Annotated in this window: 26 protein-coding genes; 24 read left to right on the top strand and 2 right to left on the bottom strand. The window is 62.2% G+C overall.

Features of this window, described 5'->3' with window-relative positions; translation table 11 throughout:
• The first annotated feature begins 58 nt into the window (after positions 1-58).
• Genes hisA through SynMINOS11_RS05130 form a run of 4 tightly spaced genes read left to right on the top strand, consistent with a single transcriptional unit; the run spans position 59 to position 3,430 of the window.
• Positions 59-817 (top strand): 1-(5-phosphoribosyl)-5-[(5-phosphoribosylamino)methylideneamino]imidazole-4-carboxamide isomerase, encoded by a 759-nt coding sequence (hisA, locus tag SynMINOS11_RS05145; RefSeq protein ID WP_011935427.1) that lies wholly within the window; start codon positions 59-61, stop codon positions 815-817.
• A 17-nt stretch (positions 818-834) separates the two neighbouring features.
• Positions 835-1,272, top strand: a complete 438-nt coding sequence (locus tag SynMINOS11_RS05140; protein WP_011935426.1) for a Fur family transcriptional regulator — start codon at positions 835-837, stop codon at positions 1,270-1,272.
• The gene (locus SynMINOS11_RS05135; protein ID WP_186550274.1) at positions 1,269-2,888 is read left to right on the top strand and encodes a DUF3685 domain-containing protein; all 1,620 of its coding nucleotides are present in this window, start codon (positions 1,269-1,271) and stop codon (positions 2,886-2,888) included. The genes SynMINOS11_RS05140 and SynMINOS11_RS05135 overlap by 4 nt, the downstream gene beginning before the upstream one ends.
• Complete coding sequence (locus SynMINOS11_RS05130; protein ID WP_011935424.1) at positions 2,885-3,430, top strand: thylakoid membrane photosystem I accumulation factor; 546 nt, start codon at positions 2,885-2,887, stop codon at positions 3,428-3,430. The genes SynMINOS11_RS05135 and SynMINOS11_RS05130 overlap by 4 nt, the downstream gene beginning before the upstream one ends.
• 8 nt (positions 3,431-3,438) lie before the next feature.
• Here SynMINOS11_RS05130 and SynMINOS11_RS05125 read toward each other — a convergent pair whose 3' ends face one another.
• Both SynMINOS11_RS05125 and SynMINOS11_RS05120 read right to left on the bottom strand, forming a co-directional pair.
• Positions 3,439-3,696: a Nif11-like leader peptide family natural product precursor gene (locus tag SynMINOS11_RS05125; protein WP_011935423.1), complete on the bottom strand. Its 258-nt coding sequence runs from the start codon at positions 3,694-3,696 to the stop codon at positions 3,439-3,441.
• A gap of 64 nt (positions 3,697-3,760) precedes the next feature.
• Positions 3,761-4,150 (bottom strand): Nif11 family protein, encoded by a 390-nt coding sequence (locus tag SynMINOS11_RS05120; protein WP_011935422.1) that lies wholly within the window; start codon positions 4,148-4,150, stop codon positions 3,761-3,763.
• Positions 4,151-4,232: 82 nt separating this feature from the next.
• Here SynMINOS11_RS05120 and SynMINOS11_RS05115 point away from each other — a divergent pair, with 82 nt between their 5' ends.
• From SynMINOS11_RS05115 to SynMINOS11_RS05020, 20 genes are all read left to right on the top strand, one after another.
• On the top strand, positions 4,233-5,429 hold the full coding sequence (locus SynMINOS11_RS05115; RefSeq protein ID WP_255445501.1) for a F420-0:Gamma-glutamyl ligase: 1,197 nt from the start codon (positions 4,233-4,235) through the stop codon (positions 5,427-5,429).
• A 24-nt stretch (positions 5,430-5,453) separates the two neighbouring features.
• Positions 5,454-6,479: a hypothetical protein gene (locus SynMINOS11_RS05110; protein WP_186550270.1), complete on the top strand. Its 1,026-nt coding sequence runs from the start codon at positions 5,454-5,456 to the stop codon at positions 6,477-6,479.
• Positions 6,470-6,925, top strand: coding sequence for a Holliday junction resolvase RuvX (ruvX, locus tag SynMINOS11_RS05105; protein ID WP_186550268.1), 456 nt, complete (start codon positions 6,470-6,472; stop codon positions 6,923-6,925). The genes SynMINOS11_RS05110 and ruvX overlap by 10 nt, the downstream gene beginning before the upstream one ends.
• A gap of 46 nt (positions 6,926-6,971) precedes the next feature.
• Positions 6,972-7,526, top strand: a complete 555-nt coding sequence (locus SynMINOS11_RS05100) for a DUF3727 domain-containing protein (protein WP_186550266.1) — start codon at positions 6,972-6,974, stop codon at positions 7,524-7,526.
• Complete coding sequence (locus tag SynMINOS11_RS05095) at positions 7,523-8,050, top strand: YqeG family HAD IIIA-type phosphatase (protein WP_011935417.1); 528 nt, start codon at positions 7,523-7,525, stop codon at positions 8,048-8,050. The genes SynMINOS11_RS05100 and SynMINOS11_RS05095 overlap by 4 nt, the downstream gene beginning before the upstream one ends.
• Positions 8,047-9,117 carry a glutamate 5-kinase gene (gene proB / locus SynMINOS11_RS05090; RefSeq protein WP_186550264.1) on the top strand — a complete coding sequence of 357 codons (1,071 nt, stop codon included), beginning with the start codon at positions 8,047-8,049 and terminating at the stop codon, positions 9,115-9,117. Before SynMINOS11_RS05095 ends, proB begins: the two co-directional genes overlap by 4 nt.
• Before the next feature lie 11 nt (positions 9,118-9,128).
• A complete protein-coding gene (lpxD, locus tag SynMINOS11_RS05085) occupies positions 9,129-10,172 on the top strand; it encodes a UDP-3-O-(3-hydroxymyristoyl)glucosamine N-acyltransferase (RefSeq protein ID WP_186550262.1) in 1,044 nt (347 codons plus the stop codon).
• A gap of 27 nt (positions 10,173-10,199) precedes the next feature.
• Positions 10,200-11,279: a 3-isopropylmalate dehydrogenase gene (gene leuB / locus SynMINOS11_RS05080; protein ID WP_186550260.1), complete on the top strand. Its 1,080-nt coding sequence runs from the start codon at positions 10,200-10,202 to the stop codon at positions 11,277-11,279.
• A gap of 50 nt (positions 11,280-11,329) precedes the next feature.
• The gene (locus SynMINOS11_RS05075; RefSeq protein WP_011935413.1) at positions 11,330-12,232 is read left to right on the top strand and encodes a phosphoribulokinase; all 903 of its coding nucleotides are present in this window, start codon (positions 11,330-11,332) and stop codon (positions 12,230-12,232) included.
• Positions 12,233-12,269: 37 nt separating this feature from the next.
• Positions 12,270-12,554, top strand: coding sequence for a hypothetical protein (locus SynMINOS11_RS05070; protein WP_043736769.1), 285 nt, complete (start codon positions 12,270-12,272; stop codon positions 12,552-12,554).
• Positions 12,551-13,357, top strand: coding sequence for a prepilin peptidase (locus SynMINOS11_RS05065; protein ID WP_186550258.1), 807 nt, complete (start codon positions 12,551-12,553; stop codon positions 13,355-13,357). The genes SynMINOS11_RS05070 and SynMINOS11_RS05065 overlap by 4 nt, the downstream gene beginning before the upstream one ends.
• Positions 13,358-13,381: 24 nt before the next feature.
• The gene (gene accD / locus SynMINOS11_RS05060) at positions 13,382-14,257 is read left to right on the top strand and encodes an acetyl-CoA carboxylase, carboxyltransferase subunit beta (RefSeq protein ID WP_011935410.1); all 876 of its coding nucleotides are present in this window, start codon (positions 13,382-13,384) and stop codon (positions 14,255-14,257) included.
• The gene (locus SynMINOS11_RS05055) at positions 14,254-14,643 is read left to right on the top strand and encodes a hypothetical protein (protein WP_186550256.1); all 390 of its coding nucleotides are present in this window, start codon (positions 14,254-14,256) and stop codon (positions 14,641-14,643) included. The genes accD and SynMINOS11_RS05055 overlap by 4 nt, the downstream gene beginning before the upstream one ends.
• Positions 14,643-15,752 (top strand): Gfo/Idh/MocA family protein, encoded by a 1,110-nt coding sequence (locus tag SynMINOS11_RS05050; protein WP_186550254.1) that lies wholly within the window; start codon positions 14,643-14,645, stop codon positions 15,750-15,752. Before SynMINOS11_RS05055 ends, SynMINOS11_RS05050 begins: the two co-directional genes overlap by 1 nt.
• 41 nt (positions 15,753-15,793) lie before the next feature.
• On the top strand, positions 15,794-16,867 hold the full coding sequence (locus tag SynMINOS11_RS05045; protein ID WP_011935407.1) for a sirohydrochlorin chelatase: 1,074 nt from the start codon (positions 15,794-15,796) through the stop codon (positions 16,865-16,867).
• Positions 16,868-17,231: 364 nt separating this feature from the next.
• Complete coding sequence (locus SynMINOS11_RS12905) at positions 17,232-17,489, top strand: DUF2811 domain-containing protein (protein ID WP_043737972.1); 258 nt, start codon at positions 17,232-17,234, stop codon at positions 17,487-17,489.
• A gap of 130 nt (positions 17,490-17,619) precedes the next feature.
• Complete coding sequence (locus SynMINOS11_RS05035; RefSeq protein WP_186550253.1) at positions 17,620-18,336, top strand: GAF domain-containing protein; 717 nt, start codon at positions 17,620-17,622, stop codon at positions 18,334-18,336.
• A gap of 143 nt (positions 18,337-18,479) precedes the next feature.
• Positions 18,480-18,644, top strand: coding sequence for a hypothetical protein (locus SynMINOS11_RS05030; RefSeq protein WP_186550251.1), 165 nt, complete (start codon positions 18,480-18,482; stop codon positions 18,642-18,644).
• Positions 18,645-18,691: 47 nt separating this feature from the next.
• Positions 18,692-19,066, top strand: coding sequence for a large conductance mechanosensitive channel protein MscL (gene mscL / locus SynMINOS11_RS05025; RefSeq protein WP_186550249.1), 375 nt, complete (start codon positions 18,692-18,694; stop codon positions 19,064-19,066).
• Between the two features lie 181 nt (positions 19,067-19,247).
• Positions 19,248-19,475, top strand: coding sequence for a helix-turn-helix domain-containing protein (locus SynMINOS11_RS05020; RefSeq protein WP_011935402.1), 228 nt, complete (start codon positions 19,248-19,250; stop codon positions 19,473-19,475).
• The last annotated feature ends 48 nt before the right edge of the window (positions 19,476-19,523 follow it).

The following is a 19,523-nucleotide window of genomic DNA, read 5'->3' as shown; positions in this document are numbered from 1 at the left end:
CGCAGCATTCTGCGCTGACGGCTGTTGGTGAGGATGGCGGCAGTGATCGCCCTGCCCCATGCAGATCATTCCCGCCATCGACCTGCTGCAAGGCTCCTGCGTCAGGCTTCATCAAGGCGATTACGACCAGGTCACCCGCTTCAGTGAAGACCCGGTGGCGCAAGCACTCGAATGGCAGCGCCAAGGTGCCAGCCGATTGCATTTGGTGGACCTCGATGGGGCCCGCAGCGGGGAGCCCACCAATGATTCCGCCGTCCGCGCCATCACGGCTGCCCTCTCCATTCCTGTGCAGCTCGGGGGCGGGGTTCGCAGTCTCGAGCGGGCGGAAGCCCTGCTCAGCTTCGGCTTGGACCGGGTGATTCTCGGCACGGTGGCCCTGGAGCAACCGGAACTGGTGGAGCAACTCGCGGCCCGTTATCCCGGCCGGATTGTGGTGGGGATTGATGCGCGCAACGGCAAGGTGGCCACCCGCGGCTGGATCACCGACACCGACACCGAGGCCACCAGTCTGGCCAAGCGTTTTGAAGGCCTTGGCCTGGCAGCGATTGTCAGCACCGACATCGCCACCGATGGCACCTTGGCTGGCCCCAACCTGACGGCGCTACGGGCCATGGTGGAAGCCAGCTCAACACCGGTGATCGCCTCGGGCGGCATCGGCACGGTGAGCGATCTGCTCAGCCTGCTGCCTGTGGGCGTCAGCGGCGTGATCGTTGGCCGAGCCCTCTATGACGGCACCGTGATCTTGAGTGAAGCGCTCCAAGCGGTTGGAGATGGCCGGCTCCAAGACGCCTCAAGCTCCCAAAGCAGCCCTTGCTGACTCCATAAGATGGAGTCATGCAAGGTCGATCACCTGCTATAGGCGCCACCACTGGGCTTGATGAGGCCTACCGGCTGTGCCGCCAACAGGGCCTACGCCTGAGCCGCCAACGCCGTTTGGTGCTCGAGATTCTTTGGCGCTCCGGCGAGCACCTCAGTGCCCGTGACATCTTTGATCGCCTCAATGCCGATGGTCGCCGAATTGGCCATACCTCCGTCTACCAGAACCTCGAATCGCTCCACAGCAATGGGGTGATCGAGTGCCTTGAAAAGGCACAAGGGCGCCTCTATGGCCACCGCGCTGATCCCCACAGTCACCTCACCTGTCTGGAGAGCGGCCGGATCAGCGACCTTGACATCGAACTTCCAGCTGATTTGGTTGAGGCGATTGAACAACGCACAGGCTTCAGCATCGAGAGCTACAGCCTCAACCTCCAAGGACGACCACTCCCATGACGGTCCAGCCCGGACGCCGCTTACTGCTGATCGGATCGGGTTGGGGCGCTGAATCGCTAAGCCGCCAGCTCAGGGAGCAGACCAACCCGTGGCAGGTGACGGCCTGCAGCGGCCGCCAAGCCAACCCAACTGCAGGTGCAGATCTGCTGCTGTGGCTGCTGCAAGAGGCCATTGAACCCAACGCCCTGGACCATGAATTAGGGCTATGGCGGCAGCAATGGCCCCAGACGCCTCTGCTGTTGGTTCTGCCAGCGCAACACCGCTACAAGCGCCAATGGCTCTTGGAGCGCTCAGTGGAGGGGCTGCTGGATCAACCCGCAGCTGATGCCATTGCCGAAGCCCTTGAGGTGCTCGCAGCTGGTGGACGCGTCATCGAGCTCCAACCTGAAACCACAAGCCAGCATCAGCGCCGCGGCCAAGGCCTCGGCCATCGTCTCCTCTGCAGTGGCGTTGATCAAATCGAACGCGAGCTGGAGCAAATCAATGCCGTGCTTCAACTGGCTCCGATCCATCCGCTGCAGCGATTTGTGCTGGAGGGTCGCCGCCGTGAACTGCGCATGGCCCGTGAGGTGCTGCACCTGCTTTGGGGTCAAGAGCCCATCCCCCAGGCCCAAGCCTCAGCCCCAGCCGAACCACTCCAAATCGTGCTGGCCAACCGCAAGGGACTCACGGTGCTTCACACCGTCGAAGAACGCCTAGCCCACGCTGTTGCCAGCCTCGATGAGGCCCAGCCCAGCCCCTTGCTGGCCTTAGAAGCGCTGCTGCCGGACCGTCGCCGCCAGCTGTTTGAAGCCCTACTGCTGGAATTCCGCTTGCTGGTGGAGCGTCTGCAGGCTGATCCCACAGTGGCCAGCAGCCTGTGGAGCGGTCAGCAACCTCTGTTGCGTGAACGCGCCCTGCAGCAACTGGTGGGTGCCTACACCCAATTACCCAGAGAAGGTGCCTTGGTGCATCTCGGTGATGCCCTGGTCTCGAGCAGTGACCTGCAGCAAGAGGATCCAGAACTCGCCGACTTGCTGCCTAGCCTGCTGGCCTTGATTGAAGGTCGTCCGCTGTTGATTGATGGCGGCTTGCAAGCGCCCGATGAACCCGCAGCTCTCTTGCATTTGCAGCGCTTGGTGAGCAACTGGCTGATCCGCAACGGCGAATTGATCAGCCGCGAGTTACTCAACAACTGCAGTGGCTGGCCTGAACTACGCCGGGCCGTGCTGCTCCCGGATCTATTGGCTACCCGTCAACTGGATCAACTGCGCAATCGCATCAACAGCGCCGAGCGCTGGCACACCTTGGTGGAACGCCCCTTAGCGATCTACGAAAGCCGCCGGCTGCTCTTCGACATCCAAGCCGGACGCGTGGAGCCCACCATGGTCTGCGACCTGCGGGATGCCGAGCTGCGCCAACTGAGCTGGTGGCAGCAAGCCTTCACCCTGCTGCTGGAAGCCCGTGATGCCCTCGCCCCACAAGTGGAGCTGCTCATCAACCGCGTTGGTGGCTTGATGGTGTTGCTGCTCACCCGCGTGGTGGGTCGCGCCATCGGCCTGGTGGGACGCGGAGTCATGCAGGGTTTGGGGCAAGGCCTGCAGAATGCCCCTTCCTCTGGCGACCAACGCTCTTGATCACCCTGCGCAATTGGCTGGCGGCCCTGTTAGCGGCCGTGGTGTTCTTGCTGCCGTTGAGCCCCGTTGAGGCGGCGCGCGGAACCGACAGCTACGACGGCAACATCTTTGCCCTCTATGCCGGTGATGGCGCCCTGGTACCTCCCCGGCTGAGCTTGGCGGACGCCCTCGATGGAGACAAGCCGATCCTGCTGGCCTTCTATCTCGATGACAGTGCCGCCAGCAAAGACTTCGCCCCCCTGCTCTCCGATCTCGACGGACGCTGGGGACGGGTCACCGAAGTGATTGCCTTGACCACTGATCCCTACAGCGTGGATCCCAAGGCTCCGCCAAGCGATCCCTCCCACTATTGGCGCGGCACAGTTCCGCAGCTCCTGGTGCTGAGCTCAGGCGGCAAGGTGCTCTACGACGTGGATGGCCGCATGGATGTGGGCAGCATTGAAAAAGCCCTGTCGGACGCCACAGGGATTGCTTTGCCAAGCGATCAGGCCGAGCGCTCCAGCAGCAGCTTCAACGAGATCAACAGCGGATACAGCAGCTGATTGCGTTTTTAGATAAAAGAGCCGATGAAGACATCAGAGAAGTTCCGGTCGAAGACGTCGTGACCGAGATCCGCAAGCTCGTTGTCACTCATTCCGGCGAGTCGGTGGAAGTGATGCCGCATCACCGTTGGCTTGCTGAGTTCATGACCATGCTCAGCGGCAAGCTTGATCAGCTCGTCATGGCTACGCACCTCTTTCATGCGGTCACTCAGAGAGGTGTTGGTCCGTGCCTCTTGCAAGAAACGATCCAGGTTGGCCTGGCTCATGGTGAGCGAAGGGAGCTGTAAGCGGTCTAACGCTGTTGGACTAAATCCACGTGAACAGCTCGGCTCACCAGATTTCCAACTGCTCGCGAGCTTTGTCGTAGAGGTCTTGGGCGTGGCCGAGATCTACGTTGTGGGCCTTGGCCATGCTCAGCAACTGCTCTAAATCTGCGCTCTCAAGTTTCTGCTTGAGCTCAGGGCTGGTCTTGATCTGATCGAGCAGCGCGCCCACTGGAGCACTGGGGGATTGCTTGGGAGCCTCAATCTCGTGCCCAACACCCCAGAGCTCCATGCCGTGCTTGGCATGGGCGTAGAGGGCATCCGCCTCACCCATGTGCAAATCGTGCTCGCGAGCAATCGCAAGCAATTCGCTGAGATCGGCCGACTGCAAACGCTGCTTCAGCGAGTCGCTACCTGACGCTTGTTCAACGAAGGCGGTGACGCTGGGATGGGCCATGGCGAAGCTGCACGCGTTCACAAGCTAGGAACGTTGGCCCGGAGCGGGTACCCTCCGGCCAGCAATGCAATGCCACCACCGGATGAACTCACCGCTCTGCTCGCTGTTCTCCGTGCTGTTGGTGGCGCTACTGATTTTTGGTCTGACGCTGCTGTGGCTGGAGTTGCGTCACCGCTTACGGCCCCGTTCTCCTCTGCAGGTCAAACCGCAGAACTGGAGTGTGCAGCAGCGCGATGGGCGGCTGTTTGTGGAGGGGAGTGTTGAGATCAGCAACTCCCATCAGCGCATGGAGGTGTTCGTTCCCGAGCTCACCGTGGTGCCCACCCTGCTCGGCCGGTGTGATCTCGCTGATGTCGCCATCACCAGCCGCATCACGCCCCAACACCCCGATGAGGAGGCCCGCGACGACGGCTATTGGTTCGCTTACATCGTCAAGGGCCACAAGCGCACGCAAGCAACGATCAGCTTTGAACTGCAGGGTCTTGATCTCGAGCAGCGGCTCGACACCCTCTGGGTCGACGTCCACTGGTGGAACTACGGACCTTTTGGTCGTCTGCTGCGCCGCGACGGCTTCCTGGTTCCACTGCGCCACCCCGAACGGCTCACGGCCAGCGATGCGGTTTGGAATGCCGGCGATGGCTGCCAGGTGCTGCCGGTCCGCACCCACCTCCTAGGACGCCTTGACGATGTCGAAACCGTGCTGCGCCGCTACAGCGCTGCGGTGATGCAAAGCGGCGACATCCTCACCGTGGCCGAGAGCCCCTTAGCGGTGATGCAGGGCCGCTATCAGCACCCCTCCCAACTTCAGGTCTCTGGCCTGGCGCGCCAGCTCTGCCGCATCTTCCACCCCACCAGCAGCCTGGCCACAGCTTGCGGACTACAAACCCTGATCGATCAAGTGGGCCCGGCCCGGGTTCTGATGGCTTGGCTGATTGGCACCGCCTTGAAGTTGGTGGGCAGCAGGGGCTGGTTCTACCGACTGGCCGGCGAGCAAGCGCGGTTGATCGACGACGTCACCGGCTCAACACCCCCCTACGACCAAACCATCGTGCTGGGTCCCGAACGCAGCCAAGAACTGGTTGAGCAGCTGGCCGCCTCACTTGGCCATGGCGTCGCCGTGGTGGATGTGAATGATCTCGGCCGGGTCAAGGTGCTGGCCTCCAGCCAAGGTTGTGATGAGGCCCTGCTGGAGCGGGCACTGCGGCCCAATCCGGCCGGCAATGCCAACCAACGCACTCCGTTGGTGGTGGTGCGTCCGCAGTCGGCAGAACGTCGATAGCATCCAGGTAGGAAGGGTTGCGCGATGGCCATTGGCCCTCAGTGCGAACTGCTGAAGCTGCAACCGCTGGGTCTCCAACACCTGGCGCTGCTTCAAGGTGCCCGCTGGCAGCCCCTACGCCCTCGGCTGCAGCACCTGCTGCTTCAGCGGTGGCCGCAACGACTGAACAATCTGATCAACCGAGCCGCCAGCTCACCGCCCGTGGCCCTGGTGGCCTTGCATCCCTCAGGTGGCCTCGCTGGCCTGCTGGTGGCGGAGCCCTGCAACCGCCGCGGCACCTGCTGGCGAATCGATGAGCTGCTGCTGGAAGACGAGGTGCAAAGCCGCACCGACACCACGATCCTGCTGATTCGTGAGGTGATTCAACGGGTGCCTGGCGCCCTCAGCTGGATTGCCCGCGCCGGCAGCCATGACACCCCCGTGCTGGCGGCCCTGCGCGAACAGGGCTTCCAAACCCTGCAACAGCAGCAGGTTTGGCGCCTGAGCAGTGCTGAACACCTGCAGAGCTGCCAGCAACTACCAGGACAGCTCAAGCTCGAGACGCTCAACAGCACCAACAGCGCTCTGTTGCTGCAACTTGAGCTCTCCGCCACCCCCAGCCTGCTGCGTCAAATGCAGGATCTACGCCGAGAAGACCTACTCGATGATGCGCGCAGCGGGAGCTTGTTGTTGGTCGACAGCCAACGTCACCAAGCCGTTGCAGCAGCCCGGCTGCTCAAGCGCAGCAACAGCGATGGTGTGGAGGTGGAGCTGAGCTTGCACCCCGCTTGGAGCCAACTGATGGGGCCGCCGCTGGCTGAATTGTTGCGTCAAAGTTGCCAACCCCACTGGCCCATCAGCCTGCGCTGCGAAGTGCGCAACCAGGCCGGCATGGCCTGGCTGGAGAGCCAAGGCGCCGAGGCTCTGCAAGAGGAGTTGGTGCTTGCCCGCAGCCTTTGGCGCCGCCAAGAAAGCCCCGCGGTTGGGGAGTTGGCCAGCCGCACCCTGGAGCGTTTGGTGGGGCAATTGCAGCCTGGTCGCCCAGTGCCCGGGGCGATGCCTTGGCGCTGAAGCAGCCGCCGCAAGCCCGCTCCGCTTTGGCGCTCGATGTGGGCCGGCGCCGCATTGGCCTGGCCGGTTGCGATCCGCTCGGACTGAGCGTGACGCCGCTACCGGCCCTGCAGCGAGGCCGCTTCCACCAGGACCTGGAGCAGCTCAAACCCCTGGTGGAGCAGCGCCGCTGCTTGGCGCTGGTGGTCGGCCTGCCCTTGGATCCCGACGGGGCCTTCACGCCCCAAGCCGAGCATTGCCGGCGCTATGGCGAACGACTCGCCCAAAGCTTGAGCTTGCCTGTGGCCTGGGTGAATGAGCACTCCAGCAGCTGGGCGGCCGCCGAACAGCACGGCCTGCATGGGGATCGCACCGGGCGACTCGACAGTGCCGCTGCTGCCCTGTTGCTTCAGCAGTGGCTGCAGGACGGACCGGAACCTGTCCCCGCCTCGGGCCCTAACCACTGACAGCCCGTATGCGGTAAGGGAAGCTGGAGGCGGATCCCAAGCGGCGATGAGCGAGCAACCCCCGATCAGTGGCAGTGGTGATGTGCCCACGGTCCATGTCAAAGACGGGCAAGGCCAAGAACTGCTCTGCTTTCTCGAGCAACTCATCCCCCTCGATGGCAACGACTACGCCTTGCTCACCCCGGTGGACACCCCCGTCTGCCTGTTTCGTCTCTCCGATGACGACGAGCCAGAGCTGATCGAGCCCGCCATTGCCAGTGAACCGGTGCTCTCCACCGCCGAGGTGGTGCTGCAAGAGCATGAACTCAGCTTGGTGCGCTCGGCCGTGACCTTGACCGTGGCCGGTGAGCTGGATGAGCCCGACCCCGAAGAACTCGACGTGGACGCCGACGATGACGACGATGACGACGCCGAAACCTATGAGTTGCTGGTGAGCTTTCTGGTTGCTGAACAGGAATACGGCCTTTACATCCCCTTAGACCCCTTCTTTGTGGTGGCGCGGATGGAGAACGGCCATGCCCAGCTGGTGCAGGGCGATGAATTTGAGCGGATCCAACCCCGAATCGAGGCCGAACTGGAGGAGCGGGAGAGCCAGGATTGAACCTCAAGCGGCTGCTGGAACCAAGCTGGGCGCCCCAAGGCACACTCTGCGATCTGCCGCTGGAGGTGTTCAGCGATCGCGGCATTGAATCCTTGGTGCTCGATGTGGATTGCACCCTGCTTCCCCGCCACAGCCAGGTGCTGCCCGAACGGGTGGTGCGTTGGGTCCACGACGCGCGCCAACAGTTCCGTTTGCATCTCTTCAGCAACAACCCCAGCCGCCGGCGCATCGAAGCCGTTGCCAACAGCTTTGAGTTGCCTTACACAGCTGGTGCCGGCAAGCCGCGGCGCGGCCCCCTGAGGCAGGTGTTGGAGCAGTTGCAATTGCCGGCGCAGCAAGTGGCCCTGATCGGCGATCGGGTGTTCACCGATGTTCTGGCCGGCAACCGATTGGGACTGTTCACCGTGCTGGTGCAACCCATTGGTGTCAGCGGCCGTGCTTCACACAACGACCGGCTGCAGCGCGGAGAGCGCACCCTCGCCCGCTGGTGCGGAGCGCGCGTGGATAGCGGTCTGCCCCAGTGACGCAGCGCACCCTGGTGGTCAAGGTGGGCACCAGCCTGCTGAGGGCTGGTGATGAGTTTCTGCAGGCGCTGGCCGCCAACCTCAGCGCCGAGAGGCAGCGCGGCACTCGCCTGGTGCTGGTCACCAGTGGCGCTGTTGGTTTGGGCTGCAATGAACTGGGCTTGGCGCAGCGGCCGCAACTGGTGGAGGAGCTGCAGGCGGCAGCAGCCATTGGCCAAGGCCAACTGATGGCGCGCTACGACGCTGTGTTTCGGCCCCATGGTCAAACCGTGGCCCAAGTGCTGCTCACCCGTGGTGATCTGGCCTCACGGCGGCGGTTCATCAAGGCGAGCCGCACCCTTCTGCAGCTTCTGGACTGGGATGTGCTGCCGATCATCAACGAGAACGACACCCTCGCCACCGAAGAGCTCCGTTTTGGCGACAACGACACCCTCTCTGCTCTGGTTGCCGTCGCCATTGGCGCCAATGAGTTGCTGTTGCTCACCGATGTCGATCGGCTGTATTCGGCTGATCCCAAAGCCAACGCCAACGCCCGGCCGATTCGGGAAGTGCGCGACCTCGATGAACTCAATGCCCTCGACTCCGCCGCCGGTGATGGTGGCCGCTGGGGAACCGGTGGGATGACCACCAAGTTGGCGGCAGCCCGCATCGCCACCGCCAGCGGCATCCAGGTTCGCCTCGGCAATGGACGCAGCCCAGCTGTGGTGCGTGAGTTGCTCGGTGGTGGTGACCATGGCACCCGCTTTTTACCCAGTTCCGAACCGATTCCAGATCGCAAAGGCTGGCTGGCCCATGCCCTGGTGCCTGAAGCGGACGTGGTGATTGATGCCGGCGCTGAAAAGGCCCTCATCGAGCAGGGTGGATCGCTGTTGGCCGTTGGGGTGAGCAGCATCGAGGGTTCCTTTGAGGCCCAACAACCCGTTCGCATCTGCAACAGCAGCGGCCAGGAATTGGCCCGTGGCTTAAGCCGCTGCAGCAGTGATCAGGTGCAGGGCGTGGTGGTCCACCGCGATCAGATGGTGATCACAGCTCACCTGAGTCGGCCTACGATCCCGCCGCCCCCTTAAACCACACCGGCATGCCCCGCTTCAGCGCCCTACTGGAGAGCCTCAGCGGTGCAGACGGAGCGGAGATCCATCTCGCCTCAGACCCGGACCTCGAGGGTGCAGCGGCTCTCGATCAAGCCGGCAAGGGCCAGCTCAGTTTTCTGGAAAAAGACAATGCCCTCAGCAAAGCGCTGAGCAGCACAGGGGCTTCAGCGCTGCTGCTGCCCTGTAACGCCGAACTTCAGCAGCAAGCCACCCAGCTTGGGATTGCCTGGGTAGCCCTCAAAGACCCACGGCTGGGCTTTGCCGAGGCCCTCGAGCAGCTCTATCCGGAAGCCAAGCCGGCGGCGGGTATCCATCCCACCGCCGTGGTGGACCCCAGCGCTCAAATCGGCGCTGGTGTGCACATTGGCCCGCGGGTCGTGGTTGGAGCTGATGTGGTGATCGGAGCTGACAGCACCCTGCATCCGGGCGCTGTGCTCTACGCCGATGTGCAACTGGGAGCTGGTTGCACCATTCACGCCAATGCCGTGCTGCATCCGGGCAGCCGTTTGGGCCAAGGCTGTGTGGTGAATTCCAATGCCGTGGTGGGATCGGAGGGCTTTGGCTTTGTGCCCACCGCCAGCGGCTGGCGCAAGATGCCCCAAACCGGCCAAGTGGTGCTGGAAGATCTGGTGGAGGTGGGCTGCGGCAGCACCATCGACCGACCATCGGTGGGTGAAACCCGCATCGGCGCCGGCACCAAAATTGACAACCTGGTGCAGGTGGGTCACGGCGTGGTGACCGGCAAGGGCTGTGCGTTGGCCTCGCAGGTGGGAATTGCCGGTGGAGCCCGCCTCGGCAATGGCGTCATCCTGGCCGGCCAAGTCGGTGTGGCCAATCGGGCTGTCGTGGGCGATCGCGCCATCGCCTCCAGCAAGTCAGGGATCCATGGGGAAATCGCTGCCGGTGAAGTCGTGAGCGGCTACCCCGCCATCCCCAACCGCCTCTGGCTGCGCTGCTCAGCCGCCTTCAACAAGCTGCCGGAAATGGCCCGCACCGTGCGGCGCCTGAACGAGGAGAAAGCCGGACAGTAGGTTCAGCGCCTGGACGTTCAGGCGTTGATGAGCAGCTATCGCATCACTCTGCTGGCCGGTGATGGCATCGGCCCGGAGATCACGGCCGTGGCCCGTCGGTTGCTCGAGGTGGTCGCCCAACAGCACAACTTCAGCCTCAGCTTTGACCCACAACCGGTGGGAGGTGCGGCTATTGATGCCACCGGTGAACCGCTACCGGCCAGCACCCTGTCGGCCTGCCGCGGGGCCGATGCCGTGCTGCTGGCCGCCATCGGTGGTCCCCAATACGACAACCTTCCGCGCGCCAAACGGCCGGAATCGGGCCTCTTGGCCCTGCGCGCGGGCATGGAGCTCTTCGCGAATTTGCGTCCCGTCAAGATCGTGCCGGCGTTGATCGGCGCCAGCACCCTGCGCGAAGAGGTGATCAGCGGCGTCGATCTGATGGTGGTGCGGGAGCTCACCGGAGGCATCTATTTCGGCCAGCCCAAGGGCCGCGTCACCACCGACAGCGGCGAGGAACGCGGCTTCAACACCATGACCTACAGCAGCAGCGAAATCGATCGCATCGCGCGGGTTGGGTTTGACCTGGCTGTCCAGCGCAGCGGACGGCTGTGCTCGGTTGATAAAGCCAATGTGCTCGATGTCAGCCAGCTCTGGCGTGAGCGGGTGGATGCCATGGCCAGCGATTACAGCGGCGTGGAGGTGAGCCACATGTATGTGGACAACGCCGCGATGCAATTGGTGCGGGCCCCGCGGCAGTTCGATGTGCTGCTCACTGGCAACTTGTTTGGTGACATCCTCAGCGATGAAGCCGCCATGCTCACCGGCTCGATCGGCATGTTGCCCTCGGCCTCGCTGGGCAGTGATGGGCCTGGGCTGTTTGAGCCGGTGCATGGCTCCGCCCCTGACATCGCTGGCCAAGACAAGGCCAACCCGCTGGCCATGGTGTTGTCAGCGGCGATGATGCTGCGCATTGGCTTGAAGCAAGAAGCCGCTGCCGCCAGCCTTGAAAAAGCCGTTGACACAGTGCTGGCCCAGGGGCTGCGCACCGGCGATTTGATGGCCGAGGGCTGCACCGCCGTGGGCTGTCAAGCCATGGGTGAGGCCTTGCTCAAAGCCCTGGGCTGAACCAACGGGGGGGCTTCATGGCAAACTCCCCCGAGCACGTGCCGTAGTTGATGTCCAGCCTCCACCCGATCGTTGCCGTCACCGGTTCCTCCGGAGCTGGCACCAGCACTGTGAAGCGGGCGTTTGAGCACATCTTTGCTCGCGAGGGCATCACCCCTGCTGTGGTGGAGGGCGACAGCTATCACCGCTACGAGCGGATGCCGATGAAGGAGGCCATGGCCAATGCCCTGGCTGCTGGCGAGAACTTCTCCCACTTCGGCCCCGAAGCCAACCTGTTCGACAAGCTCGAAGAGCTGTTCCGCACCTACGGCAAATCTGGCGGCGGCGAAAAGCGCTACTACCTGCACAGCCCAGAAGAGGCTTCCGAGCACAACGCTCGCCTCGGCACCAACCTCGACCCCGGTCAATTCACCCCCTGGGAGCCCATCCCCAGCGGCACCGATCTGCTCTTCTACGAAGGCCTGCACGGCGGCGTGGTGGGCGACACCTACGACGTGGCCTCCCTGGCGGATTTGTTAGTGGGCGTCGTGCCCATCACCAACCTCGAGTGGATTCAAAAGATCCACCGCGACAACGCCGAGCGCGGTTATTCCGCTGAAGCGATTGTGGACACAATCCTGCGCCGCATGCCGGATTACATCAACCACATCTGCCCGCAGTTCAGCCGCACCGACATCAACTTCCAACGGGTGCCCACGGTGGACACCTCCAACCCCTTCATCTGCCGGAACATCCCGACTCCCGATGAGAGCTTCGTGATCATCCACTTCCGCAAGGGAGCTCGCGAGAAGTGGGGGATTGACTTCAGCTACCTGCTCAACATGATCCACGACTCCTTCATGTCGAGCCCCACCAGCATCGTGGTGAACGGCGGCAAGATGGGCTTCGCCATGGAGCTGATCTTGACCCCGATCATTCACCGCATGATCGAGGAAAAGCGCGCCCAGGCCTGAACATTTGCTGCGTTGCAGCTAATTTGAGGGCGTGAGCATGCCCTCATTCGCAATACGCGGCGCCCAGGCGTCGATCGATCCGGGTCCAGCGCGATGGTCACCGGATCAACTGTCGCGATTGCTGAGTGTTGGCCGTCAGCTTTATCTGGCTCATTTGGAGCGTTATGGCGCTCGCGTAGAGCCGCTCGGGGTTGTGATTGAAACCCGAAACTTCAGTGGCCGGGTGATATTTGAGCCACCCGTTTTGCTCCCTGAGGAGCAGTTTCTAGAGCTCGACTTGTTGCGCCGCCGCACCCATGGCCGGCTGCGCCAACGGCGATGATGCTGCTCGCCCTGCTGCTGGGGCTCTGCATCGGCAGCTTTCTGAACGTTGTGGTGTGGCGCCTGCCGCGCGGTGAATCCGTGGTGTGGCCCGGCAGCCACTGCCCGCGCTGCGGCCATGACCTGCCCTGGACCAACAACATCCCAGTGCTCAGCTGGGTTCTGCTGCGCGGCCAGTGCCAGTTCTGCCATGGCCCGATCAGCGTTCAATACCCCTTAATTGAGCTGCTCAGCGGTGGGCTCTGGGTGCTGCTCGCCCAGCCGGGGGTTGGACGCTTCGGCCCCTTAGACCCATTCCCCAACCTGTTGGCAGGGGGCCTGCTGCTGAGTTTGTTGCTGCCGCTGGCCCTGATCGATCTGCGCACCATGCGCCTGCCTGAACCGCTGTGCCGTTGGGGTGTGATCAGCGGCCTAGCTCTCTCAGCGCTAGCGGGCTGGTGGCTTGGCCTCGGAACTGAACTGTTGCTGTGGCATTCGGTGGCCGCCGCCACCGGACTGCTGATTTTTGAAGGCATCAGCGGCCTGGGCGAAAAACTGCTGGGGGCCCCGGCGCTGGGTTTGGGTGACGCCAAGCTGGCGGCCCTGCTGGGGGCTTGGCTCGGCTTGCAAGGACTGGCCGTGGCCTGCGCTGTTGCAGTGGTTTTGGGCGCCGCCTTTGGCTTGACTGGCCGGCTCAGCGGCTTGTTAGGTCCCAAGCAACCCTTTCCATTTGGGCCCTTTTTGGCCGTTGGCGGGCTGCTGAGCTGGTTGGCCTGTGATGCCCTTTGGGCCCTCTTGATCAACCCGGGGCCCATGGGCTTTTAATGGTCCCCATCAGAGGATTGTCGTTTGTCGCTGCTCGACTGGTTTGCTGATCGCCGCAAGACGGCTCCCGCGTTGCGCCCAACGCCTGAGCCCGATGAGGGTGATGGCCTGTGGAGCAAATGCCCGGAATGTGGCGAGGTTGTGTACCGCAAAGACCTCATTGCCAATGCCAGTGTCTGCGCGTCTTGCGGTTATCACCACCGGATTCACAGCGAAGAGCGGCTGCGGATTTTGCTGGATCCCGGCAGCTTCATTCCCGTCGATGGTGAACTCAGCCCCACCGACCCGCTCGCCTTTAAAGACCGCCGCGCCTACGCCGATCGTCTGCGCGATAGCCAACGCCAAACGGGTCTGCGTGATGCCGTGGTCTGCGGCACCGGAACCATTGAAGGCCAAGGCATTGCATTGGCGGTGATGGATTTCCGCTTCATGGGCGGAAGCATGGGCTCGGTGGTGGGCGAGAAGATCACCCGCTTAATCGAAACGGCCACCGAGCAACAGCTGCCTGTGCTTGTGGTGTGCGCCAGCGGTGGTGCCCGCATGCAGGAGGGCATGTTGAGCTTGATGCAGATGGCCAAGATCTCCGGCGCGCTGGAGCGGCACCGGTCTAGAAAACTGCTCTACATCCCGCTGCTTACCCACCCCACCACCGGTGGTGTGACCGCCAGCTTCGCCATGTTGGGCGATCTGATCTTGGCCGAGCCCAAAGCCTTGATTGGCTTCGCCGGGCGCCGCGTGATTGAGCAAACTCTGCGCGAAAAACTGCCCGACAACTTCCAAACCGCCGAATACCTCCAAGACCACGGGTTTGTTGACGCCATCATTCCGCGCACCCAGCTGCGCAGCCGACTGGCGAGCTTGCTGCAAATGCACCAACAACCAGCAGCTGTCTCGGCATGAGCTCCCGGCTGCTGTCGTGGCTGCTGCTGTTGATCCTGCTCCTGGCACCCGGGCCAGCCGCCTGGGCCGGACCAGTGGAGTGGATCGAAGTGCCGGCCACTGAGGAAGGCCAACAGTGGTGGGACAAAGGCAGCCTCAGGCTCAACCGCCGCGGTGAGCTCACCGTGCTCAGCCGGTTCACGCCAGCGGCCACCGATGACAAACCCAATCCATCCGGCCAGTTGTATGTGATGGCGATTGAGTGCGGAAGCCAGCGCTTTCGTGATCTGCAAGTCAATGGCCTGCCCAAGCTTCAGGCCGATTGGGAGATTGCCTCCGAAGACGCCTTGATCTCCAGCGTGATGGAGCAGGTTTGCCAAGAAGCTCAGCTGGAGGGTTTGGCTTGATGAGCGCTCCACGCCCCCTTGGAGTTGCCGTTGCTGGTCTGGGCTTTGGCGAGAAGGTGCACATACCAGCGCTGCGGGCCTGCCCCCAAGCCGTGCCCGTGGCGTTATGGCATCCACGCCAAGACCGGGTCGAGCAAGCCAGCCGCGCCGCCGAGCTGCCCGGCAGCAGCAACTTTGAGCAAGTTCTTGGCGACCCTGCAGTGGAAGCTGTGGTGATTGCCACCCCACCAGCTGCTCGGTTTGAACTCGCCAAACAGGCGCTGTTGGCCGGCAAGCATCTTCTACTGGAAAAGCCTGTGGCCCTCAATGCCTCAGAAGCCCAGCAGCTCGAACAGCTGGCCCTTGAACGCGGGCTGATTTGCGCGGTGAATTTCGAATACCGGGCCGTTCCAGCGTTTCAACAGCTGGCCGCCCTGCTTCACCAGGGCTGGCTCGGCGATCCCTGGCTGCTTCGTTTTGATTGGTTGATGGGCAGCCGGGCCAACCCGCAGCGCCCCTGGAATTGGTATTCCCAGCAGGCCCTCGGAGGAGGGGTCTTGGGCGCCTTGGGAAGCCATGCCTTCGACATGATGCAGTGGCTGGTGGGCCCCGTCCGCCAAGTGCAATCTCAGCTCTCGGTGGCGATCAGCGAAAGGCCCAAAGCTGATGGATCTGGGCTGGGCCAGGTGGATGCAGCCGACACGGCATTTGCCCAACTGCAACTCGAACCCCAGTGGCCAGGAGCGCGTCAACAGCTCTCAGCCCAGCTCGCCCTCGCCTCCACAGCCCGCCAAGGGCGCGGCTGCTGGATGGAGTTCTACGGCTCAGAGGGAACGCTGGTGCTGGGGTCCAGCAATCAGAGCGACTACGTCCATGGCTTTTCCCTACAGGGATCCAAAGGTGGCGCTGGGTTGGCGCCCCTGCCTCCCGATCCAAGCTTGAGCTTTGCTCGCAGCTGGGAAGACGGCCGTATTGCTCCTGTGAGCCGCCTGATCGGCTGGTGGGCTGATGCCGTTCGCAAACAGCGCCCCATGGTGCCGGGGCTCCTGGAGGGGCTCGCCAGCCAGCAGGTCATGGATGCCTGCGTGAGCAGTCATCAGTCGGGACAAACCGTGGGGCTCGGGCTCTAGAGAAAGCCAGGCGATAGCGTCGCTTGCAGTAAGGCCAACCCATGGCGGACGACTTCACCAGCGCAGACGGACTCGGCGTACTGATCTGCGGCCATGGCAGCCGCAATCGCTTGGCCGTCGATGAATTCGCCAAGCTGGCTGATGGCCTGCGCCGCAAGCTCCCCCAGCTACCGGTGGAACATGGCTACTTGGAATTTGCCAGGCCCATCCTTCGCGATGGCCTCGAGAAGCTGAGGCAGCAAGGGGTTCAGCGGGTGCTCGCCGTGCCCGGAATGTTGTTTGCCGCAGGCCATGCCAAGAACGACATCCCATCGGTGCTGAACACCTACAGCGCTGAGACCGGTCTGCAGGTCGACTACGGCCGCGAACTGGGGGTTGACCTCAAGATGATCCAAGCGGCGGGGGCACGCATCCGCGAGGCCATTGATCAGGCCAGCGGCGATGTGCCCTTGAGCGACACCCTGCTGGTCGTGGTGGGCCGCGGCTCATCCGACCCTGATGCCAACTCCAATGTCGCCAAGGTGACCCGGATGCTGGTGGAGGGTTTTGGCTTTGGCTGGGGTGAAACGGTGTATTCCGGTGTCACCTTCCCCTTGGTGGAGCCTGGCCTACGCCATGTGGTGAAGCTGGGTTTCAAGCGCGTGATCGTGTTCCCCTATTTCTTGTTTTCAGGGGTGCTGGTCAGCCGCATCCGGCAACACAGCGAGCGCGTTGCCGCCGACCACCCCGAGGTGGAATTCCTACAAGCCAGCTACCTCGGTGATCACCCAATGGTGATCGACACCTTCATCGAACGGGTGGCGGAGGTGGTTCGCGGCGACACCGCCATGAATTGCTCACTCTGCAAATACCGCCAGCAGGTGCTCGGCTTTGAAACCGAAGTTGGCGCTCCTCAGCACAGCCATCACCACCACGTCGAGGGCCTCAATGAGCCCTGCCAACTCTGTGAAAACGAATGCACCGGGGCTTGCCAGCCCGATGGCGTGCCGCTTCCCCAGGGCAGTCATGACCACAGTCACGACCATGGTCATCACCACCCGATCTATCCCCACGCGGATCACCCCCTCGGGCCTCGCACGATGCAGATCAAATCGGAAGAAAAACCCAGCATCTAACGATCACATCCGTCGCGCTCTCATGCCAGTCTCGCAAGACTCACAATCATTAGCCCTGCTAATCGTTTCCTGTTCTCCACAGCCAAGCGGGCTTTTCCCCAGGCGGCCGGGGGGCTTTCCACAGGTTTTCTCCTTACAAGCTCCTAATTTGGTCGTTCTGTGGAGATCGCATCAGCCCGAACGAATCACTTGACGCTCGAGGCCAAGCGATTCAATCAGCAGAAAGTCGTCATGTTCGGTTGATACAGACACTGGTAGCGAGAGCAATCTCAGCGATGAGACAGGAGCTGATTCGACATCAGCACCACCTTTGACGAAGCACCCCGATGTGTGGCTTCATCACTGGGCAAGCGGAGAGCCAACGTTGAACGACGGGTGCAACAGCCAGACCAGTAACGCCAACCCAAGCCAAGAAATCATCAGCCTGGAAGCCGAAATCCCCGAAGCCCTGTTCGGCAGCATGCAGGGCTTCCTGCAATCCAACCCGCAGTGGGATCAATACCAACTCGTGAGCTCGGCGTTGGCCAGCTTCCTGTTCCAAAACGGCAGCAGTGATCGCGCGGTTGCCCAGCACTACCTGAACGGCCTGTTCAGCCGGTCCTGCGATGTTGCCGCTAGCTGAGCAGGGGGCAAACCATTTGATTGCCAATCAATACGTTTTATCCCCGATCAATAATTCACGAGCCAGACAATCCTGATCGCCATTAACACCGTCATAGGGCCCTTTACAGGGATGAACCTCAGGTTTTTGGATGGCTCTGTATTACTCAGCCAAACGGGCAGCCAATGAGGCAGAAAGGCTCCAAGCCCTCGCCGAATATCGCGTGCTGGGGACCCGGCCAGAGCAGTGTTACGACGACATCACCCGCATCGCTTCGATCACCTGCGGTACACCAATTGCCCTGATGAGCTTGGTGAGCGATGAGAAGCAATGGTTCAAGTCAACCGTTGGCTTAGAAGCGCGAGAAACACCACGGGATTGGTCGTTTTGCGCCCATGCCATCGCCGATTCCGAGCCGATGATCATTGAGGACGCCCTCAACGACACACGCTTTCGGCATAACCCTCTGGTCAGCGGCGATCCCAACATTCGCCTCTATGCCGGCTTCCCACTGGAAACACCCGCGGAGCATCGCCTCGGCACCCTCTGCGTGATTGACCGCAAACCGGGAGCACTCAGTGATGCGCAGCTGATCGTGATGAAGTCGCTGGCCCGGCAGGTGGTGACCCTGTTGGAACTGCGCCGCCGCTCGCTGCGCCTGCTCAACAGCTTGAGCAGCATCACCAGCAGCCAACAGGTGCTCCCCATCTGCTCCTATTGCAGAAAGGTGCGTGATTCCGAAGGGGACTGGGACTACCTGGAGAACTACCTCAGCCGCACCACCTCGATGGGCTTTAGCCATGGCGTCTGTGACCACTGCCTCGATGAGCACTTCCCTGAGGTGGTGGATGCTTTGAAGACGTCGTAGTCGTTATGGCTTGCAGTCAATGCAACACAAGTAACGCAACATCACGTTGAACGTCACAGAGTCCAACGTTCTGAGTCGAAAGAACAAATCAACGCCATTTCTGGCTGGTTCTGATAATTTCGCCTGAGCGAATAATGGTTGAAATGTCAGACACCATTTCATTCATTGAAAAGCTGGCTGAGCGCCGCAGCCAACTCATCCAGCGGGCAGAAGACGCCACAACAGAGGGCGAACGCCAGCACTGGCTCGAGGTGGCTGAGCAGCTGCAAATCATGATCCACCTCCACACCACACCGATTGCAGCCTGAAACCAAGCGGCAAAGTCGGCATCCTGAAACCCAACTTGGGCAATCCCATGGGCAAAGGACTCGGCCGTGAATTTCTTGACTTCATCAACCGCGGCAACGTGGTTGATCTGGCGGTTGCCGTGATTATTGGAGCGGCCTTCACCAAGGTGGTGCAAGCGGTTGTGGAACTGTTCACCACCGCAGCCCTCAACCCCACCATGGCCGAGCTGGGCATTGATTCAATCAGCAGCTGGCCAGCAGGCAACCTTTTGGTGGCACTGCTGAACTTTGTGGTCGTGGCGGCGGTTGTGTTTGTGGTGGTCAAGAGCGTGGAGCGGCTCAGGCACCGCACCGCCAAACCCGATCCTGCTGCGGAAAGCCAAAAGCAATTGGCGCAAGCGGTGGAGCGGCTCAGCGCAGCTTTGGAGGAGCGACGTCTCTAGGGCTGTGTCGTTGTGAGTCGTACGACTCTTGACAACAACCGCAACGATTCAGTCGCGCGGTGGTCACACAAAACCCATTCAGTAGGTTCGCCAGCTCCTGAAGCGGTGGGATGCAGGGGAGCTGGCTGGGCTGGATCGTTCCGCAGACACCAGCCCAACTCTTCACACCAGCTGAGCAACCATGGCGATCACCAGCAAACGCTATCCAGACCCGCTGCAACTCACGCGCCGCGAATGCGAAGTGCTACAGCTGCTCTGCGATGGCCTCACCAATCAGCAGATCGGCCAACGGCTGCATATCGCTGGCTCGACAGCCAGAGGACATGTGCAAACGATCATGCAAAAGCTTGATGTTCAAGGCCGCACAGCAGCCGCAGCGGAAGGGATCCGGCGGCAGCTGGCTCATTAGGACGTTGCCACCAAAGGGCTGAGATCCCGCTGACGACACCGCGGTGCT

Origin of the sequence: Synechococcus sp. Minos11 (assembly GCF_014279855.1) — a bacterium.
In the GTDB taxonomy this organism is placed as follows: Bacteria; Cyanobacteriota; Cyanobacteriia; order PCC-6307; family Cyanobiaceae; genus RCC307.
Note: the sequence above shows the minus strand (reverse complement) of the source record. Positions and strands in the feature narration are given on the sequence as shown.

Bases quoted from the DNA above. Each gene is read 5' to 3' on its own strand.
- hisA (WP_011935427.1), top strand. From the start codon at position 59: ATGCAGATCATTCCCGCCATCGACCTGCTGCAAGGCTCCTGCGTCAGG.
- SynMINOS11_RS05140 (WP_011935426.1), top strand. From the start codon at position 835: ATGCAAGGTCGATCACCTGCTATAGGCGCCACCACTGGGCTTGATGAG.
- SynMINOS11_RS05135 (WP_186550274.1), top strand. From the start codon at position 1,269: ATGACGGTCCAGCCCGGACGCCGCTTACTGCTGATCGGATCGGGTTGG.
- SynMINOS11_RS05125 (WP_011935423.1), bottom strand. From the start codon at position 3,696: ATGAGCCAGGCCAACCTGGATCGTTTCTTGCAAGAGGCACGGACCAAC.
- SynMINOS11_RS05120 (WP_011935422.1), bottom strand. From the start codon at position 4,150: ATGGCCCATCCCAGCGTCACCGCCTTCGTTGAACAAGCGTCAGGTAGC.
- SynMINOS11_RS05115 (WP_255445501.1), top strand. From the start codon at position 4,233: ATGAACTCACCGCTCTGCTCGCTGTTCTCCGTGCTGTTGGTGGCGCTA.
- SynMINOS11_RS05110 (WP_186550270.1), top strand. From the start codon at position 5,454: ATGGCCATTGGCCCTCAGTGCGAACTGCTGAAGCTGCAACCGCTGGGT.
- SynMINOS11_RS05100 (WP_186550266.1), top strand. From the start codon at position 6,972: ATGAGCGAGCAACCCCCGATCAGTGGCAGTGGTGATGTGCCCACGGTC.
- lpxD (WP_186550262.1), top strand. From the start codon at position 9,129: ATGCCCCGCTTCAGCGCCCTACTGGAGAGCCTCAGCGGTGCAGACGGA.
- leuB (WP_186550260.1), top strand. From the start codon at position 10,200: ATGAGCAGCTATCGCATCACTCTGCTGGCCGGTGATGGCATCGGCCCG.
- SynMINOS11_RS05075 (WP_011935413.1), top strand. From the start codon at position 11,330: ATGTCCAGCCTCCACCCGATCGTTGCCGTCACCGGTTCCTCCGGAGCT.
- SynMINOS11_RS05070 (WP_043736769.1), top strand. From the start codon at position 12,270: ATGCCCTCATTCGCAATACGCGGCGCCCAGGCGTCGATCGATCCGGGT.
- SynMINOS11_RS05065 (WP_186550258.1), top strand. From the start codon at position 12,551: ATGATGCTGCTCGCCCTGCTGCTGGGGCTCTGCATCGGCAGCTTTCTG.
- SynMINOS11_RS05055 (WP_186550256.1), top strand. From the start codon at position 14,254: ATGAGCTCCCGGCTGCTGTCGTGGCTGCTGCTGTTGATCCTGCTCCTG.
- SynMINOS11_RS05050 (WP_186550254.1), top strand. From the start codon at position 14,643: ATGAGCGCTCCACGCCCCCTTGGAGTTGCCGTTGCTGGTCTGGGCTTT.
- SynMINOS11_RS05045 (WP_011935407.1), top strand. From the start codon at position 15,794: ATGGCGGACGACTTCACCAGCGCAGACGGACTCGGCGTACTGATCTGC.
- SynMINOS11_RS05035 (WP_186550253.1), top strand. From the start codon at position 17,620: ATGGCTCTGTATTACTCAGCCAAACGGGCAGCCAATGAGGCAGAAAGG.
- SynMINOS11_RS05030 (WP_186550251.1), top strand. From the start codon at position 18,480: ATGTCAGACACCATTTCATTCATTGAAAAGCTGGCTGAGCGCCGCAGC.
- mscL (WP_186550249.1), top strand. From the start codon at position 18,692: ATGGGCAAAGGACTCGGCCGTGAATTTCTTGACTTCATCAACCGCGGC.
- SynMINOS11_RS05020 (WP_011935402.1), top strand. From the start codon at position 19,248: ATGGCGATCACCAGCAAACGCTATCCAGACCCGCTGCAACTCACGCGC.